At 61.1% G+C, this 20,899-nt stretch carries 17 protein-coding genes; 8 read left to right on the top strand and 9 right to left on the bottom strand.

Annotated features, from left to right (window positions below):
* Positions 1-3: 3 nt before the first annotated feature.
* Positions 4-435 carry a hypothetical protein gene (locus I6E52_RS00120; RefSeq protein ID WP_197154090.1) on the top strand — a complete coding sequence of 144 codons (432 nt, stop codon included), beginning with the start codon at positions 4-6 and terminating at the stop codon, positions 433-435.
* Between the two features lie 244 nt (positions 436-679).
* Here the strand turns inward: I6E52_RS00120 and I6E52_RS00125 are convergent, their stop codons facing one another.
* The 4 genes from I6E52_RS00125 to I6E52_RS00140 form a co-directional block, all read right to left on the bottom strand.
* A complete protein-coding gene (locus tag I6E52_RS00125) occupies positions 680-1,645 on the bottom strand; it encodes an NAD(P)-dependent oxidoreductase (RefSeq protein ID WP_197156806.1) in 966 nt (321 codons plus the stop codon).
* Positions 1,642-4,428: an alpha/beta fold hydrolase gene (locus tag I6E52_RS00130; protein WP_197154092.1), complete on the bottom strand. Its 2,787-nt coding sequence runs from the start codon at positions 4,426-4,428 to the stop codon at positions 1,642-1,644. The genes I6E52_RS00125 and I6E52_RS00130 overlap by 4 nt, the downstream gene beginning before the upstream one ends.
* Positions 4,422-5,444 (bottom strand): 3-oxoacyl-ACP synthase III, encoded by a 1,023-nt coding sequence (locus I6E52_RS00135; RefSeq protein ID WP_197154093.1) that lies wholly within the window; start codon positions 5,442-5,444, stop codon positions 4,422-4,424. Before I6E52_RS00135 ends, I6E52_RS00130 begins: the two co-directional genes overlap by 7 nt.
* A gap of 136 nt (positions 5,445-5,580) precedes the next feature.
* Positions 5,581-6,198 (bottom strand): hypothetical protein, encoded by a 618-nt coding sequence (locus tag I6E52_RS00140; RefSeq protein ID WP_197154094.1) that lies wholly within the window; start codon positions 6,196-6,198, stop codon positions 5,581-5,583.
* A gap of 77 nt (positions 6,199-6,275) precedes the next feature.
* On the opposite strand from I6E52_RS00140, the gene I6E52_RS14245 reads away from it, so the two are divergent.
* A complete protein-coding gene (locus tag I6E52_RS14245; protein ID WP_231601707.1) occupies positions 6,276-7,331 on the top strand; it encodes a LuxR C-terminal-related transcriptional regulator in 1,056 nt (351 codons plus the stop codon).
* 456 nt (positions 7,332-7,787) lie between these two features.
* Here I6E52_RS14245 and I6E52_RS00150 read toward each other — a convergent pair whose 3' ends face one another.
* Together I6E52_RS00150 and I6E52_RS00155 are read right to left on the bottom strand one after the other, a co-directional pair.
* A complete protein-coding gene (locus I6E52_RS00150; protein ID WP_197154095.1) occupies positions 7,788-11,213 on the bottom strand; it encodes a DEAD/DEAH box helicase in 3,426 nt (1,141 codons plus the stop codon).
* Between the two features lie 71 nt (positions 11,214-11,284).
* Positions 11,285-12,217, bottom strand: a complete 933-nt coding sequence (locus tag I6E52_RS00155) for a hypothetical protein (protein ID WP_197154096.1) — start codon at positions 12,215-12,217, stop codon at positions 11,285-11,287.
* A gap of 208 nt (positions 12,218-12,425) precedes the next feature.
* Between I6E52_RS00155 and I6E52_RS00160 the strand changes: the two genes are divergently transcribed.
* On the top strand, positions 12,426-13,400 hold the full coding sequence (locus tag I6E52_RS00160) for a DUF2971 domain-containing protein (protein WP_197154097.1): 975 nt from the start codon (positions 12,426-12,428) through the stop codon (positions 13,398-13,400).
* A 144-nt stretch (positions 13,401-13,544) separates the two neighbouring features.
* On the opposite strand, the gene I6E52_RS00165 is transcribed toward I6E52_RS00160, so the two are convergent.
* Complete coding sequence (locus I6E52_RS00165; RefSeq protein ID WP_197154098.1) at positions 13,545-14,489, bottom strand: DUF368 domain-containing protein; 945 nt, start codon at positions 14,487-14,489, stop codon at positions 13,545-13,547.
* A 202-nt stretch (positions 14,490-14,691) separates the two neighbouring features.
* On the opposite strand from I6E52_RS00165, the gene I6E52_RS00170 reads away from it, so the two are divergent.
* Together I6E52_RS00170 and I6E52_RS00175 are read left to right on the top strand one after the other, a co-directional pair.
* Positions 14,692-16,137 carry a threonine/serine exporter family protein gene (locus I6E52_RS00170; protein WP_307842288.1) on the top strand — a complete coding sequence of 482 codons (1,446 nt, stop codon included), beginning with the start codon at positions 14,692-14,694 and terminating at the stop codon, positions 16,135-16,137.
* A gap of 221 nt (positions 16,138-16,358) precedes the next feature.
* Positions 16,359-17,459 carry a YcjF family protein gene (locus I6E52_RS00175; protein WP_197154100.1) on the top strand — a complete coding sequence of 367 codons (1,101 nt, stop codon included), beginning with the start codon at positions 16,359-16,361 and terminating at the stop codon, positions 17,457-17,459.
* A gap of 4 nt (positions 17,460-17,463) precedes the next feature.
* Here the strand turns inward: I6E52_RS00175 and I6E52_RS00180 are convergent, their stop codons facing one another.
* Together I6E52_RS00180 and I6E52_RS00185 are read right to left on the bottom strand one after the other, a co-directional pair.
* The gene (locus I6E52_RS00180) at positions 17,464-18,318 is read right to left on the bottom strand and encodes a carbohydrate kinase family protein (RefSeq protein WP_197154102.1); all 855 of its coding nucleotides are present in this window, start codon (positions 18,316-18,318) and stop codon (positions 17,464-17,466) included.
* Positions 18,319-18,345: 27 nt separating this feature from the next.
* Positions 18,346-18,561, bottom strand: coding sequence for a hypothetical protein (locus tag I6E52_RS00185; protein WP_197154104.1), 216 nt, complete (start codon positions 18,559-18,561; stop codon positions 18,346-18,348).
* Between the two features lie 157 nt (positions 18,562-18,718).
* On the opposite strand from I6E52_RS00185, the gene I6E52_RS00190 reads away from it, so the two are divergent.
* From I6E52_RS00190 to I6E52_RS00200, 3 genes are all read left to right on the top strand, one after another.
* Entirely contained in the window at positions 18,719-19,519 is an 801-nt protein-coding gene (locus tag I6E52_RS00190) for an SDR family oxidoreductase (protein WP_197154106.1), read from the top strand.
* 221 nt (positions 19,520-19,740) lie between these two features.
* On the top strand, positions 19,741-20,205 hold the full coding sequence (locus I6E52_RS00195) for a thioredoxin domain-containing protein (RefSeq protein WP_307842290.1): 465 nt from the start codon (positions 19,741-19,743) through the stop codon (positions 20,203-20,205).
* A gap of 69 nt (positions 20,206-20,274) precedes the next feature.
* Positions 20,275-20,841 (top strand): DUF4395 domain-containing protein, encoded by a 567-nt coding sequence (locus I6E52_RS00200; protein ID WP_197154110.1) that lies wholly within the window; start codon positions 20,275-20,277, stop codon positions 20,839-20,841.
* Positions 20,842-20,899 lie beyond the last annotated feature (58 nt).

Here is a 20,899-nt window from a genome sequence, read left to right on the forward strand (position 1 = left end):
GTTTTGCGACTAAGCACTGTTGCTCCAGACCTCACGGCGGAGATCTCCACGCTTGGCGACGTTTCGCTCCGTGATGTATCTCGTGCCGCCGCTACTTGGGTTCTGAGCCAAGTCGATATTGACGATGTTCGTCTCGCCGAAGCGACTACCGCACTCGGGGAGCGGCACGTGAACGATCACATCCGAGAGCAACTGTGGGAACTTGTTCAAGAGCTAGATGAGCTCGTCTGGAATCTTGAAGAAGCAGAATCGGGGGAGGAAGCGACTCAGGGCTACATAAGGGCGTTTGCGCGAGCCCGAGCAGCTAACGCTCTCTGGTACGCCCTCGCAAGCCCTGTGTCGTCCGAAACGGTCGCTGAGTGCTTGTACGAAGCTCAGGCAGTCACTGGCGACGTGGACGGTTTGCGAGCGGTCATCCTTCAGCCCAAGGGATGATCGCGGCACCGTTACCGGTGCCCGACCGCCCATCAGCGGTTCGGGCGCTTCCGTTTGCAGAAGCACCCGCGCCGCTGAGCGAGTTTCAGTCCTTGCGCTTGCCGGCGGCCTTGTCTTTTTTGTCAGCGCGCTTCTCTTTGAGAGACTTGCTGGCTACAGTCTTGCCGGATGATTTCTTGGGTGATTTATCGGCCATGACGTTGTCCTCCTGTGAGCCGAGTGGCTCGTGCCCCGAGCGTACCCGCTAACGCTCGTGACGGGCGAGTCGGCGTAGGCCTTCGTCAATACTCACGGCGGGCGACCAGTCCAGAGCCTCGCGGATGTCGCGCTGATCGAACCAGTGCGCTGTCGAAAGCTGTTCGGCAAGAAAGCGCGTCATGGGCGGCTCGTCCGCACCGGGGCGCACTGCCCACACTCGTTCGACGAGAGAGCCAGCGGTGCGTCCAACGGCGGCCGGGATACTCCAGCGCGGCGGCTGAACTCCCGAAGCGAGGCAGATGCCCGCCAAGATGTCAGCAACCGGGCGAGGTTCACCATTAGTCAGAACGTAGGCCTTGCCGTGGGCGATGTCGGCGCGGTGCAGGGCGGCCACGATTCCGGATGCGGCGTTGTCGACGTAGGTCGTGTCGATGAGGGCGGTGCCGCCATTGAGTAGCGGCAAGCGTCCACGGCGAGCTCGGTCGACGATGCGGCCAACGAGCTGGGTGTCACCAGGACCCCAGACGAGGTGCGGGCGAATGGCGACCACGTGCATCCGGTCGGAATCGCTGGCGAGAGCGAGCAGTTCCGCTTGCGCTTTGGTGCGTGCGTATTCACTGCGCGCATGTTCGGGTGACGCGGGTTCGGCGCCGACGCCGGCCAACGCGGAGCCGGAGTGCGCTACCGAGGGCGATGACACCTGCACGAAGCGAGAAACGCCTGCTGCTTCGGCCGCGGCGAGCACGAGCTGGGTTCCCTCGACGTTGACCGCGTGAAAGGCGTGCGGGTCGCCGGCGAGCGATACCTTCGCGGCGAGGTGGATGACGCCTTCGACGCCTTCCATCGCAGTCGCGACGTCATCCGCATCGGTAATCGAGCCGAGGAAGTCGGTAACCCCGTCGACGCCAGACGGACGACGTTGCAGCGTGCGCACGTCGTGCCCCGCGGCGACTGCCTCTGCGGCAACCGCGCGTCCGAGAAATCCGGATGCCCCTGTGATGAGCACGATCATGGTGCGGTCGGCTTTCCGCCAGCCAGCAGTCGCTCGGCCCACTCGGACAACCGTGTGCGGTCGATTTTGGAGTTGTGGCGGATGTCGGTCGGAAGCTGAGGCACAGCAAGCACAGCTACGAGCGGAAGGGTCGTGCTCGCGCGAATGGCCGCCGTCAGTTCGGGATCCGCGAGGCCAGGCTTGCGGGTCGGCGAGATCGTTTCCACCACCGCGACGGCTTGGCGCAGCTTGTGCGGGCCGACGCCCACAACAGCAGCACGGCGCACGGCGGCCACGCCCTCGACATCCTGCTCGGCACCGACCGGTGCGATCGGGCCCGTAGCCGTCACGATCACGTGAGGAAGGCGGCCTTCGACCCAGAGGCGGCCGAGCTCATCGAGGTGACCAACGTCGCCCGTGCGGTGCCAGCGAGCGGAGGGCGCATCGGGCGCGGTCGTCGCGTCCGCAGGGTCCGCAGCGTTCGCGGCATCCGTGTCGATAGCAGTCTCGCGCGCAGCGGCGCGATCGGTGAGCCACAGTCGATCGTAGTGATCCTTGAGGTGCGGCGCCGAGACGATGATCTCGCCAAGAATTCCGGGCTCAGTGCTCGGTGTTCCAGTCGCGGCGCCGTCGGAATCGAGTGCGCTGATGCGAATGAGGTTCTCGCCGATTGGCTTGCCCACGCACACGCCGGTATGAGTGCCACCGGCGGCAGCGCGGATGCCGTCGAGCGTGATGTCCGTCACCAAGAGGCATTCGGTCATGCCGTACGGAGAGTGCGGTGTTGCGTTCGGCATGATGGTTGCTGCCGAGGCGAGCAGTTCTGCGCCGATCGGTGCCCCAGTAGAGAGGAAGGTATGCACGCGCTCGAGTTCGCTGCGGTCGTGCGCGGTGAGATCTCCCGAGGTTGCCACGACATTGAGGATCGAGGCGGGGGAGAGGAACACCATGCTGCCCCCGGATGCTTCCACCGCGGCCGCGACTGCGCGGGCGGTGAGGGTGCGGGGAGACGAGACATCCATCGCAGGCGTCACTGATCGCGTGCCGAGTGCCGGACCCAGCAGGGCAAACGGCGCGAACCCGGTTACGAGTCCGGTGTCGGCGGTGACTTCGAAGTGGCGCGCAAGCACGTCCCGCAGAGCAGATAGCTGGCCGTGGCGGTAGACGACGCCCTTGGCTGGGCCGGTTGAGCCCGAGGTGAAGAGGATCGCTGCGTCATCCTCAGCCCGCGGTTCGGCGGGGAGGGAAGTGTTGGCGCCGAGCGTGATCAGGTCGCGCAGGCTGTACGAGACGCCGAGTGCTGCGGCGGAAACCTTGGGCAGTTGCGCGGTGGAGATGCGCACTCCGGGCCAGCCGAGCGTGCGGGCGGCGGTGAGGCCGGGCGCTTCGCCGATGATGAAGTCGGGCCACGATCCGCGCACGGCACGGGTGAGTCCCTTGACGCCGAGGCCGGCATCCGCGACGACGATGATGGCGCCGATCCGCAGGCAGGCGTAGACCACGGCGGTGAGTGTCGGCCCGGGCGGGACGAGCAACGAGACTCGCTGACCCTTCTTCACACCGATTGCGGTGAGGCCGGCGGCGATCTGACTCACGCGGTCCGAGAGCTGTCGCCAGCTGACCTGCTGAGGACCGCGTTGCCCACGCGTCGACATGTCGATCACGGCGGTGGTGGTGTCATCGGCGCGTTCATCGAGGTTGCGCCAGAGCGGGACGAAGCTCGAGTCGTCTGAATCGGTGGATGCGGATGCTGCAGCGATCGCTTCCCGCGGCGACGGCGAGGCCGACCCGGGGTCCGCGAGACTCGCAGCGTTGTCGCCGAGCCAGGTCAGCACCGAGTCGGCGTAGGGAACGTCTTCGGCAACGAGGTGGCCGGCACCCTCAAAACGGTGGACGTTCGCGTGCGGAAGTCGCCCGATGAGGTCGTCGAGGTAGTAGTCGCTGAAGATCGGATCGCGCGGACCCCACAGCATGAGCGCCGGCAGGTCGAGCTCGGCAACGGCGGTCGCGATGCGGTCGAGCTCGCTGTAGCTTTCGTGATCAGCATCCACGGGGATGTCGGCAACGAAGCCGCCGATCCCGCCGCGACGTGCTGACGTGCGGTACGGCGCGCGGTAGGCATCCTTCACCGCCGGGTCGAGCGGCTCAGACGTGAGCGCGAGCGTGGTCTCTAAGAACGCGGTGGTGCGCACGGTGGATGCCGCCAGCATTCCGCGGGCGCGCGCCAGCCGCAGCGGTGCGGGGATTGGCTTGCCGGTCTCGTGATGCACCGCCGTGTTCAACAGCATGACTCCCGAGAGCTGCGCCGGATGATCGACAGCCCAGCCGAGCGAGACGACGCCGCCCCAGTCGTGACCAAGCGAGATCACAGGCCCGTCAAGAGAGAGTGCATCGGTGAACGCGGTCAGATCAGCGACCCGCTGAGCGAGTGGACGATGGATGCCGGTGCGTTCCGAGAAGCCCATGTCGAGTTGGTCGACGGCGATGATCCGCCACGCGGGCGCCGCAGCCCCAGACGCGTCACCAGCCGCAGCCGCAGCGGCGGCGCCAGCCTCGGCAGCCTGCACCGATTGCGTCAGCAGTTCGCGCCAGTAGTACGACCAGGTCGGGTTGCCGTGGACGGCCAAGATAGTGCCGGCAATGGGCAAGCCGAGGCGAGCCAACTCGTCGCCGTTGTCGAGGTAGTGCCATTCGCGGGTGAGTCCCGCATCCAGACCACTTCCGGGCACAGAAGCGATGCGGCTGAAGCGCGGGTCGAGCCCGGGCAGGTTGTGCGGCGGGCGGGAAGCGGCTTCAGTCACCATGCGAGCTCCATCATTGCGGTATTGAGGCCAGAGCCGACGCCCATCAGGAGTACGCGGTCGCCTTTCTTGAGCGATCCTTGCGCTTCATCAAGCGTGATGGGAATCGACGCGGGGCCGACGTTGCCGTACTGCGGGAAAGTAGTGGGCACGCGATCGCGGTCGAGCTTTGCGGCCTTGACGATGGCGTTGGTGTGCACCGACGACACCTGGTGGGTGACGTAGAGATCCATTGCGGACCAATCCCATTCGGTGGATGCTTCCTTCCACGCCGAAACGACGAGGTCGAGGCCACCTTTAAGGAGTGCTTTCGCGTCGGTGAACATACCGTCGACGCTGCCGACACAGAGTTCGTGGAACTGGGTTGCCGCGCGGGTGACTCCACCGAGAATCGGATGACCGGCCGGGTGCTCGTCGGTGCGTCCGAGTACGGCAGCAGCAGCGCCGGAACCGAGGGTGAGCGACGCGAATTCGCTCATGAAGCCGTCACGATCGGAATCCTGTTTCAGCAGGCGGTCGATGGTGTTGGTTTGGATGTCGTCGGCGTCTTCGCCATTGACGATGATCGCGTAGCGAATCTGGCCCGACTCGATCATGTTCGCGGCAAGGTTCATCCCGCTGACAAAACCGAGACACGCGTTCGCGACGTCGAAGTTGATGGCCGAGCTGGGCAGGCCGAGGCCGTGGTGCAACCGCACCGCCACCGAGGGTTCAAGGTGCTTTCGGCTGACCGACGTATTAATGAGGAGGCCGACTTCAGAGGCATCCACACCGGCTTCGGCTAGCGCGCGTTGGCCTGCCGCGACAGTGGCGTCGTCGGATGTTTCACCGGCAGCCCAGTTGCGACGCTCGAGCACGCCGGCCACCCGTTGCAGGAGTCTGCTGGGCAGCGCGAGGCGCGAGAACGCCGGGGCGAGGCGCGCCTCAAGGTCTTCTGATGTGGTTACCCGGCTGGGTAGTGTGCTCGCGACCGACAACAGGGAAACATTGTTGAAGCGCGTGTTGGCATTTCCGGCCACGGAACCTCCGTCGAGCGAGCCCCGCGGGCTCAGTAAGCAAGAGGCCTAGTTTACGCCAGTTGGCTGAGCCTTGCCTTCCCGCAGTGCGAGTGGCGCGGGCCCATGTCGCGAGACAGTGGGCGGATGAGGGCGCGAACTAGAACTTGTTCTGCAGTTCGCAGACGACATCTGCTTCGATGGGGGTGCCGTCTTCGAAGGCGCCGGCAAAGCGAACTTCGACGATGTCGCGGCTTCCATCGGGCGTTCGCTCGCTGATCTCTGTCAGCGTCGAGATGGTGCCGTTGGCGTTGTTGCCGACTCCGGCGGCAGCCTCTTGGTCACGGAAGCGGAAGCTCTCCTCGTTGAGCGCGATGTAGTTCATCAGCATGTCTTCGTGGGCGTCGACGTTGTCGATGCCGATGATGGTGACAATGTCGCCGTCATTGAGGTCTCCGACGTCTTCGGTGCCGAACCCGCGGCTGATCTCGCAGTCGCCAGTGAAGTCCGGAAACTCGACGCCGTTGATGCGCAGCGTGGCGTTGCCGACATCGTCGGTGCTGAAGCCGGCGGTAGCGGGCTCGTCTGTCGTTCCCTCGTCACCTGTGGTCTCATCCGTAGTCGTAGCTTCTTCTGTCGTCGCAGAGTCTGCGAGCTCGTCAGCGGCGGGGGAGCAGGCCGCGAGCGTGGCGCTGACAGCGAGAACGATCGCGGCGACCCGTGCAGTGCGCGCCCAGAGAACGGATGAGGGCATGGGGGCTGAGTGCGCAGTGTTCATGGGGTCAAGGTTCCTCGCCGTCAGAGTGGTTGTGCAATACGTCTTTCGGCGTAGCCGCGCGGGTAGGGTGTTGGAGCATGGGACTCAGCGATTCTGACGCGCAAGCGGTCTTGCGAGTTGCCAGCCGGCTCACACAGCATCCGCCCCTCGAATTTGCGGATGTGCTGGACGCTGTGCGCGAGGTCATCGACTGCGACAGCGCATCCTTCAATGACATGGTGCTCGCCACCCGCGACTTTCGGTACGTCATGTCGCCCGCCAGCGAGGTTGCGACAGCCACCCGGCTGAAGCCGCAGTACGACAAGTACTTTCACCAGCATCCGCTGAACGCCGCCGCAAATTCTGCGCTCGGGCTCGGTGCTATCCGTTTCTGTGATGTTGAGGGCGGCGCGGATGTCACCGACACCGACCTGTACCGCCATTTCTACGGCCCGTTCGGTGTGCGCTTTCAGTTGGTGACGCAACTGCCGTCGCCGCCGGATGTCGTGGTCGCTTATGCCCTGAACCGTAGCGAGCGTATGGGGGAGTTCAGCGATCGCGACGTTGCCGTCATGAACGCCCTGAGCGGTCATCTCGCTATGCACCACCGTTCGTCGCTTGACGCTGAGCGTTCCCGCCTCGTGGATGCGGAGATGGATCGCTACGCCTGGGCGGTCGTTTCGGTGCGCTCGGATGGCGTGGTGGAGGCGTCGTCGTCGACGGTGTTGGATGCCGGAGCCCGGGTCCCGGACAGCCTCGCGTCAATCATCGCCGACACCGCGCAAGCGCCCGGCAACGATTCTCGTCACGATGTGCTCATCGGCACGCACCGGTGGCACTGCATTGTGCATCCGGTGCGGCTCGGCCCCACGGTGCTGCTGTTGCGCCGGCAACAGGATGTCGCAGCGGACACGAACGCGCTCTTGGTGGCAGGCCTCACCCCTCGTCAGGCCGAAGTGCTGCTCACCCTCGCGCGCACCGGAGGTTCGAACAACGAGCTCGCGCGCGAACTCGGCATGTCGGAGTCGACCGTGAAGAAGCACCTCGAAGGGGTCTTTCGCGTGCTGCAGGTGACGAGTCGTGCTGCGGCGGTGCTGCGGTTGCGCGAGCTGGCGGAGCCAGGCCCCGCTATCGGTCGTGATGCAAGGCGCTAACGACAGGGTTACGTTCGCTTTCGTCAGGTGCCTGCCGAAGGGCTTGTTTGAGGCACCTGCTCACGATTCTTTGGAATAGAGGTGCGCTCAACCTACTCTCGAGGTTTCCGCGGTTAAATCTTCCTTCAGTACACCGCGACCGCCAAGGAAGCTCGAATTTCAATTGCTCGCTCGCCGTCATTCCAAAAATTTGCGCAACAGGCCGCCTTCCTGTGATCGCCGCATAGCGTTCAAGGGGATAGAAGGTGAGTCCACCGCGTGGGCGTACTGGCGCATCACTCTCACGGAGCCCGCATCGTAGTTATCCGACTCTCTGGGAGCGAGGCGAGTTGCACGGAATACGGCGAATTGAGGAGCGTGCGCCTTTTCACGGCAGATTCGTTGCTGTGTCTTTCTGCCTGTGTGGATGCGGCGCGAAATTAGCTCAAGATCTCACAGTTTTTAGCTCGATACAGTCTAGAACAGGCTAGGGTTTTCTACCGATTCGTCGGAGGACAAGGTCACGAACAATATAGATTCGTCATCCGGTCTGAACGACACATCGATGTTGAGCCCCGTGTCGAGAATCGACTGAATGTCAGCGTGATCACTAGGTGCGATTGTCGCAATTAGGTCATCCCCTAGATAGACGCCTAGCGGGGCTGGATCTGTATCGTCGTCTATGGGACGAAGCGCAAACGTTGGGTCGCCTTCGTATGCTGTGTGAGAGGTTCTAGAAGTGCTCGCTGTGGTAACGCCAGTTTCGAGCAAGGCCCGCAGGAGACTTCGCCCACGAGTACGAGTGAATTCAACGAGGTCGAGCAGTTCTGATGAAGAGGCTCGGAACCGGTCGCGCCACGTACTTATGGTCATCTGAGAAAGCCAAGTTCGCATGTCGTCGGTTGAATTGACGTCTTCCGGCATCATGGTCTCCATAAGGTGACATAGCCGTCGTGACCTGATGCCCGACGTCATGAGCTGCAGCGAACGTGAGTTTCTGACGCCGTACCGGATGAATCCAGAGAGCTCGGAGCAGAGCCTTTGCTCGTATCCGATATTGTCCAGATGCCAGTTCACTAGGTCGGTCACCGCGCCTACAGTCCAAGCGAGGTAGTGCTCGAACTGCTGGGTGACTGCAGCAACCATTTGCTCGATGCGCCAAGCCGCCGGAGAAGCAGCGCTTAGGTGGGCCTCGGCTAGATCCGACAACGATGCTCCCGACATCCAGTCTTGAAGCAATCTATCGGGCTCGACACGAATGTTGGCACCTTGAGACGTCGCCCGAAATTCCCATTTTGGTGCTTCGCGCAGCCCTAATAGCTCTTCAAGAACGGGGCCTAGCAATTGAAGCGCAAAATCAGGCGAATCGATATATTGAAGGTCGTCCTCGACAATTTTATTAGCGATCTCTTCCGCAACGGAATCAATGAATCGACTTGAGCCGATGGAGGTTCCTGTCCGCGGCCACCTAAGCCGTGCTTCTTGAGAGACAGACAAGTATGTGCTTCGTGTCGCCGCAGCGATAGCTAGATAGTCGGTGCGTGCCTCTGCGGACTGCGATGCGAGCAATGTCGTGTCAACAATTTTGGACACATCCAATTCAGCCTCGTCTCCCGAGCCCTCCTCATCGATTGCCAACATTAGCCACACGAAACTTACAAAATCTGCCGCTGCGCCCTGAGCATGGAAGAGAGCATCTGCATTCTCTCGGAGCTTTCGTTCGAGCTCGGCAACCGACATGAGCGCGTCTGCTGTAAGAAGCGATGACATGACCGCTAGGTCATCCGAATCCGGGTTCAGATCGGCAAAGTCCTGTTCCGATGCTTCGGCTGCTCTAACGAGAACAATCCAACCTTCGGTCTCTCTGCCAGCACGTCCAGCACGTCCCATCGCGTTGACCAAGCGAGCACCCTGCAGTCGCGTGTCTTCCGGCTGGCCGGGGTAGCCTTGGTCGTATAAGACCACAGTCCGAACCGGGAGGTTGACGCCATCCGTGAGCGTAGAAGTGCAAGTGAGATAAGGCAGCAAATCGTCTCGGGCAGCCTTTTCGATCGCTTCAAGCACTTCTATTGGTAAGCCGGCGTGATGGAAACCAACGCCGTGCCTGAGGTTGTCTACAAGGGGATGCTCAGAGCCGAGTTGTTGCCTTACGAAGTCCACAAGCGGTATTAGCTTGGAACTCTCACCACGCGGCTCAGCCAATGCCGTTGCGAGCGACTGAGCCTGAGCCTTCGTTGATGCGACCACAAGAACGGACCCCGCATGACCCAGCTCGGCAATCATTTCAGCGGCAATCTTGTACTGCTTGGTCGACCGAGTAGAGTCCAAGTTCATTTCCGAAGAACGGGCTGTTTCGTTTTTCGACTTTCGAACGAGACGCCACCCCGTATCTCCCTGTGTTGTGAGCGAACTGGTTCTACCGTTGGCGGTGCGAACTCGCACGACCCCACGAAGCTCAGTTGTGTGTCGGTATCTCCAAACCGGACCCGCGCCCGACTCAACAATGGTTGAATTCCAATTCGCCCTCGTGTTGAATACAGCGTGTAGGCGGCGCGGACCGCGCCAATCGGACTCATGGATTAGTGCATCGCCACCAGGACTTAGCCACTGCGCAATCGCTCCGGAATTACCCATCGCTGCTGAGATCAAAACGATCCGGTGATCGCTCTCTCGGGTAAGCGAGTCCAACGTAGCAATCACAGATTCGAGCGCGAATCCGCGACCTTTCTCTTTGAGAAGCTGCGCCTCGTCAAAAATAAACATCCCGAATTTTTCGACCACAGAGATCGAATCGTGACGCAACATATGGCTTAGTCGCTCCGGAGTCATTACTTCTACGTCCGCTGGTTCGGACTCTGCATCGAATACGAGGTGGAAGTCAGACATAACGGGGTAGTCAGGCTGTTCGGCACCCGCTTCCTTTTGAAGAACCCTGATTCGACTGGCCATCGCTTGCCGAACTTCGCGCCCCAGACTTCTAGTGGGGGCAACATAACAGATGCTTCGTTCTGATCGTTCTAAATACTCAACTGCCAATAATTGCGCGATGAGGGTTTTACCTCCGCTAGTCGGAACCGAGAGGATCATTCGTCTGACGTCGCGATCGAACGGAGATAAGGTCCCGGTAAGCAGTTCTCGTTGTGGCTCCCACAGCGTGGTAACCGCTGGTTTGCCGGTGGTGAACGCTTCGCGAACCAACGAACTAACGGTCGCAGGTATTACTTCCGCATTCCACAAGGAACCAGCAAACGCTGCATCGGAGAAGCTCAGCAGGTGAGCCGCAACCCACCTAGAGTTCAGGTCTTCGGGGCCGACTTCATCTTGAACGACAGAAAGAAAGCGCGCATTCGCGCGATTGCGGCGGACTTCGCTGCCTCGCACGAGAAACATCAAGAGATCCTCCGCGCCCAACACAAGCAAATGGTTCGGGCCGAAAGCTGTCGAGGAGAGATTGTCCAGTCCTGATTCTTTCGCAAGGGAGCTAAACGAACGCCGCCATTTCGCGAGTAGACGGAAAAGAACCCTTGTGTTCAGGCCGAGGAAAGCGACACCTATTTCCATGCTGAAAGTACTCAGACGCTCGGCGAGTGGCGCGTCTGAATCGATAGCGTTTTGCATGCGGCCTGCAATTGCAGCTGCGTTCGGGTCTCGCCCACCTCGCCGATAGCCGATTGCCGCTGCGAACGCGAAGGATAAACGCTCGTCTTGAGTTCGTGAAGTGTCCACTAAAGCGAGATCGAAAATGTGTGCACTCACCAAAAACGCTTGACGTTGCCGGGCTAGAGAGTACCGCTCTCTCGCCCCGTTGACCGAGGCAATTCCATGCAAATACCACGCCGTTTGGATTAGGTCTGAAGGAAGTTCCGTGCGGTGCAGAAGAAGGCCGAGTTCTGCATCTGCCATTAAGTCTTGAAGTTCGCCCGGCGTGGGCAGCCCAGATCTGCCGCCAAGCGCGCCTCTCAGAAGGGCTAAGTCTAGAGACCGCTCCACACGATCTCCTTCACGCGATTCACAAAACCCGGGAAATCAGGCACCGCGACAACGATCGACTCAGTTTGAGAAGCCTCGGTAAATTCTGGGAATGACCGGTTTATCGAACCAAAAGTGCGCTTACTCGTCGGCGCGTGATGATCAGAGGTGCCAATAGCCACGCCGACGCCTGCGCGTTCGCTCCGGTCAAACCAGAGGTCCACGATGCTCCCATAAAGATCGCCCATTGCGCCACTTTGAGCTGTTGTTTCGGGGCCTGCGAGCTTGGCGAGATACTCGCTCCCGCGACTTGCGAGTTGCTTGCTTGCGCGTCTTATCGTCTTCGAAACCTTGTTCGCCGCGTCGTGTTTTTTGATCTCCCAGAGTCGAAACACGAGGACGCCACTGGGGTTCTGATACACGACGAGTCCGTCGCCGCCAGGTTCAAGCGCATCTGCCTTTACGCTGTGAGCACGTACTAAGCTCCGACCGTCTCTCGTCGTAAGTCTTTCGGCCACGACGAGATTCCAGATTATTTCGGCAACATGACCCTGCAGATGATCAACGTTGGGAGGCTTACTGGGATGCCCGAACGCTATTGCGGCGTAGGTTTCGACGGTTTCGAGCGAGGTGCCTGTTTCGGGGGCACCTCCATCCCGTCGCCGACGCCAGCGATCAAGCACCGTGGAGTTGCCGCAAGCAATGATCATTGCTTTATCAGCCAGCAGCTGGGCCGCAGATTCGCGATCTGTGCCCGAAAGGTTGAGACCGCCGACGACGTAATCAACTGTCGATGCGCCCGGACTGTTCACGAGCGCAAGCAGCGGACTCAGGCTCGTCGGAATGCTCACCGTTGCATCATCTCTCTTTTTGTTCATTACAGCAGGCTCTTTGACAACCGTACCGAAATTATTCAGGCTGATTCCTTGTTTTCTCACCCTCACACGGATGTGGATTGGCAGTCGTTTGGTCGGGAGGAGTGGGTCTGAGGCGCTCTCCGAGACCTGTCGGGAATGGGTGGAAGGGTTGTTAAATTTCAATCAGCGCCGCAGATGGTATGTCGATCGCGTGGGAACTTGGGCGGAGGCTGTGACTCGGAAAGTGTTCTGAGGCGGCCGGATCGACTGGCACGTTAAAGTTATGCTCATGACGAGTTCGAGCAACGATGCGTTCGCCAGTGTGGGTGGTTTTCAGCCCTATATCAAGATCGGGGGCAACTGGATTGAGTATCCGGACCATAACTGGCACGCGGGTGCGGCGTGGCACTACACCTCGGTAGCGGGGTGCTACGGGATACTGGCAAACCACGAGTTGTGGGCATCGTCAGCATCGATGATGAACGACCCCGAGGAGATCAATTATGGTGTCCAGAAGGTCGCGGAGGTTTATGTTTCGTGGCGCTTGAAGAATCCGAGCGACACGCCTGCACACGAATTTTTGCAAAGCGCCATCGACGGGCTTGGCCGATCGATGAAGCGGGCCTTTCCGTTTATCCTTAGTGCCTCTACGTCGCCCCACCTGCTGAACCAATGGGCCAACTACGGCGACGGATCAGGGTGTTGTATTGGACTCGACGGCAAGACCATGTTGCACGTGGTCGGCAGAGATGGCCCCGCGGATAAAGGAGAGCACCTGCCTGCTTGGCTAACCGTTATCTACGACTACTCAGCGCAGGAAGCACACATCACCAGATTGTTCGATCAGCTCGTCGAATCGCAAGGCCAGATTGCGAGCGCCTTACAAGCTGACCAATTCGCGCAGGAACTCTTATTTCAGAACTTGGCGATGCTCGTAGCTTCGCTTAAGCACCCGGCCTACGCTGCGGAGAAGGAGGTCCGGTTTGTCGTAACTAGAAAGCCTGATGACACTCTCGCGTTCAGGCCGAGCCAGCGCGGAATTGTCCCATATCAAAGGCTCGGTGGGACGATCAATTTATCCAATGGAAAGATTGGTCTGCCGGACGACCCTTCGAAGCCACTTCGATTACCGATTCAGGCTATCTATGTTGGCCCGCCGCAAGGGGAATCTGAGATTCGCCGCATTCGGTCAATGAGCGATTTTGCGGCCGCCCAAGGCTACGAGGTCGATGTCCTCGGCGCTGGTATTCCGTATCTTCCCTGAAAGTGATTATCTGGAGCCCGCAGTTGGATGCGCATTATGGGGCATACAGAATCTCGCGGTGAGGTATTGAATCTACGGACGACCAAAATCTGAACGGACATCACCTGTCCCAGAAAGTTGCACGGACTAGGAGTCAACCTTGGATCAGCGCGGCTCGGGATCAGCGACGATCTCGGGCGAGAGCATCCGCCGCTTCGTGAGGGCAGCTTCTGCAGCGATGATGCCCAGCACGACCGCGGCACCGATGGCGATGAGTAGCACTACGAATCCGAAGTCGGATTCGGGTGCCAGTACTTCGCCCGACTCGGTTTGCCAGGGCCAGAGGGCGCGCAGCGAGCCGAGCATGAGGCCGGTCATGATGACGAGGGTGACGCGGCGGCGGTTCTTGAGTAGCCACTGCAGGCCCGAGACGAAGAGGCCCAGGCCGACGATGGCACCGATGGCGAAGGCTCCGAGGTAGCCAAAGTTGCGGTCGTTGACCGCAGCGAGAGTCGGCGCATACATGCCGAGGATCAGCAGAAGGTAGGAGCCCGAAACTCCGGGCAGCACGAGGGCGCACACCGCGAGGGCCGCAGCGAGCGAGACGATGATGAGCGTGGGGTCCGCATCCCCGCCACGCGGCAAGCCCGTGAGCGCAACAGCGATACCAGCGGCCAGGAGGCCGATCAGAACCTCGGGGAACGTCCAGCGCCCACCAACCATGCGGGCGGGCACAATGAGGGACGCGGCAATGAGTCCGGCAGAGACTGCGCGGGTGCCGGTGGGGTATTGCTCGATCAGGGGAGCGAGCAGCGCAGCGCCGATCACGATGGCGGCGAGCATCCCGATACCAATGGGCAATACGACGTTCCAGCGCACCGAACGGAAGTGGGCGCCAGCGCGAGAGAAGCCGCGACCACGGATGCCGTCGGCGATCGTGAGCGCCACTCCCCGGGCGAGGTGCCCGGCGCCATCGATGAGCGTGTCGTAGACGCCGACGAGGAGGCCGATGGTGCCGCCGCTGACGCCGGGAACGATCTCAGCGAAGCCGATCAGCATGCCGCGGAAGGCATCGCCGACAGTGCGGATGACGGGGTGAACTCGGGTCATCGCTTACTCGTTTTCTTCTCAGCGGCTAGTGGTTCGTGCCGTAGTTGTTGGGGGAGCCCGCCCTGAGCTGAAACGCAGGGTGCGGCATCCGGAGTGGTGGATTTTTTCACCATCGTGCAGAGTAGTCGATTTAGTTGAGGTGGCGGTGGATATTGGTCCCGTCGCGGACCGATTCCCATGTTGCAGCCCGTAGCCTAGAGGGGTGACTACGGGCAACAATCGACTTCGCGCATTCCAGCAACGGATCAGTCGATCCCTCATCACTATGGCCGGGGGAGCCCTGCGCTCCAACAATGCGCCCACGCAACTCTTGTCGTTGCCGGGGAGCGAACATCAGCTGTCTCAGCGTCACGCGCGCTCGGTCATCGACCTGTGTTTGCGCGCGGGCGAAGCGATGCTCGCGACCGGAGCATCCGCCGCTGACGTTGTGGCGACCGTGCTGCGCATCAGCACCGCCTATGGCGTTACCGGGATGCACGTCGACATCACCTTCACGTCGCTCACCGTTTCGATACACCGCGGGATGAACGAAGACCCCATGTCGATCATGCGCATCGTCAAAGTGCGCACCATTGACTACACGCGGCTACAGAACGTGTACTGGCTCATCGATGTGATCACTGGGCCCGACGGCCCTGGGGATGTGGATGAGACCCGCGAGGAACTGGGCGCAATCCTCACCACACCGCATCCCTACCGACGCTGGGTCGTCACCGCCGGCAAGGGCATACTCGCGGCAGGTGTTGTTGTGATCTTCGGTGCCAGCTTCGTGCTGGTTCTTGTGGCTGCAATATCCGCCGCCCTCTCGGATGTACTAACGCGTCGTCTTGAACGTTTGTCGGTCCCCGCTTTCTTCGCCCAGATGGCCGCTGCCGGCGTCATCAGCGTCATTGCGGTGTTCATGTTTTGGCTGCGGTCAATCGGGATCGATATTCCCGGATCGAACAGCCCGACCGTGATTGTGATCTCCGGAATCATCATGCTGCTTTCCGGTGTCGGCCTCACATCGGCGGCGAGTGACGCGATCGGCGGCTATTACGTCACGGCGACGGCTCGCGGCATGGAAGTCATCATGATGACGCTCGGCCTTGCTGTCGGTATCTCGATCGTGCTCAGCATCTCGTTGCGCCTAGGAATCCCTGTGGCGATCGGTGACACGCTGGGGGACAGCCGCAGTGTTGTCTCGGGAATGGTCGGCTCGGCCATCATCGCCGTCGGCTTCGCCCTTGCCTCTTATGTGCGGATGCGGTTGCTCCCGATCATGGCGATGGGTGCCGCCCTCGTGTACGCCGTCTACTGGTTCGTGCTGCCCTTGGCGTCGTCGCCCGGGCTTGCTCCTGCTATTGCCGGAACAGCGGCCGGCGTCGTGAGCTACCTTCTCTACCGCTGGCTCAAAGTGCCAGAAGGCGCCACCAACATGGTGGGCATCATCGCGCTGTTGCCTGGTCTTGCTTTGTACCGCGGTATTTACGCGCTCATGGACTCCGAATTCGGCGTCACCGAAGCGCTTCCCTCGATGGTGATGGCACTCGCGACCGGCCTCGGCTTGGCGGCCGGAACAACCATCGGCGGATTCGTTGCTCGCCGTACCTTCGGGTTCGACCGCGCGGCAATGGCGGCGCTGAAGCGCTCGCGTACGCCTCGCTAGTTCTTGGCATTCTGGGCGAGCGCCTCGCGTCGCGAGCTTTGGCCTCGCGATCACTCTTGACGCGAGGCGATAACGATTGGTGTGCGCCCAATCGACGTTTTCGGGACCGCCTCAGGGGTGCCTCGTCAACGTTTTCGCCGCGCCTCGCTATTCGCGACTGGCCGACACCGGTACAGTTTGAGCGTTGCTAGAGTTCGGATTCGGAGCGAGGAATGGGTGCTATGCGAGATCAAGATGACCTTCAGGCTGCTATCGAGGGTGAAGTGCCCGTAGAGCGCGCGAATATTGCGCTTTTTGGCGCAACTGGCGCCGGCAAATCAACACTGTTGAATGCAATTTTCGGGGCAGAAATTGCACAAACAGGAATCGGAGCGCCAGTCACTAACGAAACCGAGATGTTCGTCAACGATGCTGGCACTCTCGCAATTTTCGACGGCGCGGGTGTTGAGCTGGGAGGCAGAAACCCGGTCCGCGACATAACCCAGCGACTGTTCCGGAACAGGCAAGGTGAGTCGGATGCTGTAATCCATGTCGCCTGGTATTGCGTGAACAGTCAGACTGGTCGACTCGAAAAAGGCCAACGCGATGTCATCACCAAAGTGGCTGCGCTCGGCATCCCGGTAGTCCTAGTCCTGACCAAAGCTAACGTGCGCAACGGAGTTGTAGAACCTAAGACTGCTTCCCTCGCGGATGAGATTAGCAAGATGACGCTTCCGATCGTCGGCGGCCGCCCGGTAATTACTTCATCCGTGGACGACGAATTCAACGGAGTCGGGCGGTTCGGACTCGAGACCCTCCTGGACGAGACCTATCGTGTAGTTCCTGAGGCGCAGAAGATTTCTGTCGCCGGGGCACAGAAAATCGATCTGACGATTAAAGCTCGCTATGCAAGATCTTGGATCGCGGGTGCTGTTGCATTCGCGGGTGGCGTCGGAGCAACCCCCATCCCGCTCGCAGATGCTGCACTGCTCGTCCCGGCTCAAGCCGCGCTCATGGCGCGAATCGCTGCGATCTACGACATCCCACAAGCGAAAGCAGCGAAATTGGTGGGTTCTACGACAGTTCTCGCTGCGGGCGCTGGAAAAATGGCGGCCGCAAGTCTGCTCAAACTTATTCCCGGAGTCGGCTCAGTAATCTCCGCGGGTGTCGCCGCCACTCTTACCGGTGTACTCGGCGAGAGTTGGCGGGTCACGACAGAGCGGGTCTTCACGGGAAAGTTCGATTTGGACGACGCGGACCAGCTGACGAAGATTGCTGAAATGTTTGCAAGCAACATGAAAAGCGGTGCCAAAGCGGAGGCAGCGCCAGCTGCCACTGACTGAGGGACTACCCAAGCGCGTTCTCAACGCACGGATGAAGGTGCTTCGACTCGAGCGCGACTACCGCCTGCGAGGCTGCCGTAGCGAGTGCCCCATCCGTGTCGGAGCCCGACAGCGTTGCGTGCAGAAAGCCTGCGAAGAATGCGTCACCGGCACCGTTTGTGTCGCGGATTTCGGCAGGTACGGCATCCACTCGGTGGAGTCCATCGGCGTCGAGCGCCATAGCTCCCTCGGCACCTAGTGTGCACACGACCACCGTCGCTCCCGCGTTCACCCGATCGCGCATGAAAGGCAGCGGGTCCGGCATCCCATCGGCGTTCATGAATAGGTGCGACGCTGCCTGAACGAACGGTTCGTGAAAATCTGACCGGCCGTCGTAATCGTGGAGATCGGTCCAGATAGGGATACCCGATGCCACAGCCTCAGGGAGAAGCGCTCGAGAGGTCTCCGATAGGTCCATAACAAGCGCCTCCGCACCTTCGGCCAGCGCGCGAAACTGCGCGACATCTGGCTCGACGAAGGCGGGGGTCGACAGGTAGAGCGACACTCGCTCACCGGCCCGCGTCATCAGATTCAGATGGCGTTCACTGGCGCCCGGAACGGGGACGCACTGCAGCTCAATCCCCGCCGATTCCAACACCGCGCGTAGCCGGATAGACGCCGCATCATCACCCGCCGCAGTAAGGCAGCTGACCCTTCGGCCCAACCCGGCTAGGTGCAGAGCCTTACCGGCGGAGGTGCCGCCGACAGTCTCGAAATCTTCTAACGCGAACTGCATGTGCGGGCGAGGTTCGGGCAAGTGATCGAGATAGACGATGCTGTTCCACGACACGGGGCCAGAAATGAGGATGCGGTTCGGCATGGTCACACAGTACTGGCGCGAGCAGTGTTAGGTCGTGTGGCAGGTGATCGCGCACCAGTAGCAGCCGTTGACTTTCGGGTACTGGCTCTTCGCGGCAGTCACGGCCTCACTGCACGAGGCGAACTCGCCGAGATCGGTGCGATTCTCGACGCTAGGCAGGCAGCCCCGAGTCGAAGCTAAATCATGAACTTCGTGGTCGCCGGAGTTGGGCTGGGCGTTTTTATTTACGGTGAAGTAAGGCATGAGCTCCTCTTTTGCGTTGCACGTCATTGTGTGAGGAACAGAATACTGAGCTATTCGGAGAGTGGCCAGATGTTTATGGTACCGTTCGGTACAGAACGAGAGTTTGTTTCCGGGTCGCCCTCGCGACCCCGTCCCCACAATAGGAAGGATCCCCACAATGGATCTCAACAACCGTCGCGGAATCATCACCGGAGCTGGCCAAGGAATTGGTCAGGCTATCGCCCTCGAATTTGCTGCCAAGGGTGCACACCTGCTGCTCGTTGGCCGCAAGGAAGCCACCCTGCAGGAGACTGCCGACCTCGTAAAGAACGCCGGTGGAACATCCGAAATTCTGGTTCAGGACCTCGGGCAAGCGGATGGCGCGCGGAACGTCGCTGACGCCGTGAAGTCGTGGGACACCATTGACCTTCTCGTGAACAACGCCGGCAACGTGCGTGCTGGACGACTCGAAGAGTCCACCGCAGCAGAAGCCACCGCGATGATCGACCTCAACCTCACCGCACCCGTGCTGCTCACGCAGGCACTGTTGCCGCAGCTTCGCGCCAGTGGGGCAGTCAGCGGCAGCCTCATTCTGAATATCTCGAGCGAGATCGCCCTCGTCGCGATGCCGTTCTACGCCGTCTATGCGGCCACCAAGTCTGGTCTGGCCGCGTTCGGTGAAGCGATGCGTCGCGAACTCCACGGCACTGGCGTGCACGTTGCCACGGTTTACCCCGGTGCCACGGACACCGACATGATGAGCAGCCAGAACGCTGATTGGGAGCGCCGCCCCGTTTCTGACGTCGTCGCTCAGGTCATGACCGGACTTGCATCAGACGAGCACGAGATCAACGCATCGGCACCCGATGGCCGCGGAATGCAGGAGCTCAACGCATCCAACCCCCTCGCCGTCGACGCCGCTATGGCGCCCGGGCTTGCCGACATGGAAGCCGCTGTGAAGGACCACAACAGCATCTAGTGCTGCTCGACTGATCAGGCTCGCAAGACTCCCAGAGACCGCAAGACACGCCTGATCAGCGCAGCTCGTTCCCAAGGCCGCCAGATTTCTGGCGGCCTTTGGAATATCCGGAGCTTGCTTCGACTTGTTCTCTGGGTAACCAACCGCCTCCGTGAGACGTCGTGTCAGTAACTTCGCGTCACACAACGGTGACGGTCCAAAACTCGCAATAACCTCGAAAGGTGAACGCCTTGGAAACCTTGACTGTGCTTATGGGCCTCGTGGCACTCGCCACTGTGCTGGGCTTGGTCTGGCGTGCCCGAACCGGACGCATCAAGCACACTCGAACTGACGTCTCGACCGCCACATCCGAAGATAATCGCATCACGATTCCCGGTGCCGCACCGTTCGGCAGCCGCGTGACTCTGGTCCAGTTCTCCACCGAAGCCTGCGCGATCTGCCCCACCGTTCGCACACAGTTGAGCGCCCTCGCCGACGAATTCGATGATGGAACCGGCTCTGTCGTTCACGTCGACGTGGATGTCACCTCGCGCCCCGAAATCGCCAACCAGTTCAATCTGTTGCAGTCTCCGACCACGTTCATCCTCGATGGCAACGGTGTGCTGCAGGCCCGCATCGGCGGAGCCCCCAAAATCAACGACGTCCGTGCCGAACTGCACCGGATGCTCAGCCCCGCGCTGGTCTAAAAACCAGTCACCGCACCCGTCCACCCCGAGACAGCGCTCCCACGCGGAGCACCACAGATAGCGACTCCCATGATTTCGAATGACACCCGCGCCACCGAGCAGGCCCGGCTCTCCGGCTCCAAAGCAGCTCTCGCAGCAAAGCCCGGCCAGGCCGGAATCGACCCGCGTGGTCCTCGCTTCGGCGCCGGCATCACCGCCGTACTTCTCCTCACCGTCATCGGGCTTGGATTGGATGCCGCGGCAGCCGTACCCGCCACACTCGCCGAACGCGCGACCCAGCCAGCCTTCCTTCTCCTCACCGCCATTGCAGTGCTCTTCGCGTGGGGCGCGTTCGCTGGCATCCAGCGTCACCCCTACGGACTGTTCTTCAAGGCCGTGATTCGCCCGCGTCTCAGCGCGCCGAGTCACCTCGAAGACCCCCGCCCGCCCACGTTCTCGCAGGGCGTCGGCCTCGCGGTGACCGTCCTTGGCATCGTTCTGCACCTGCTCGCGGTGCCCTACGCCCTCGTCATCTTTGCGGCCTTCGCGTTCATCGCCGCGTTCCTGAACTCGGTCTTTGACTACTGCCTCGGATGCCAGCTCTACGTGCTGCTCGTGCGTGCCGGGCTGGTTGGCCGCGCTCGCTCCGCTGCCTAAGTTCTTGGGCGGCGGCGCGCAACTGCGAGCCCGGGAAACGTCAGGCAGTTCGGGATAC

The organism is Salinibacterium sp. NG253, from assembly GCF_015864945.1.
GTDB lineage: Bacteria > Actinomycetota > Actinomycetes > Actinomycetales > Microbacteriaceae > Rhodoglobus.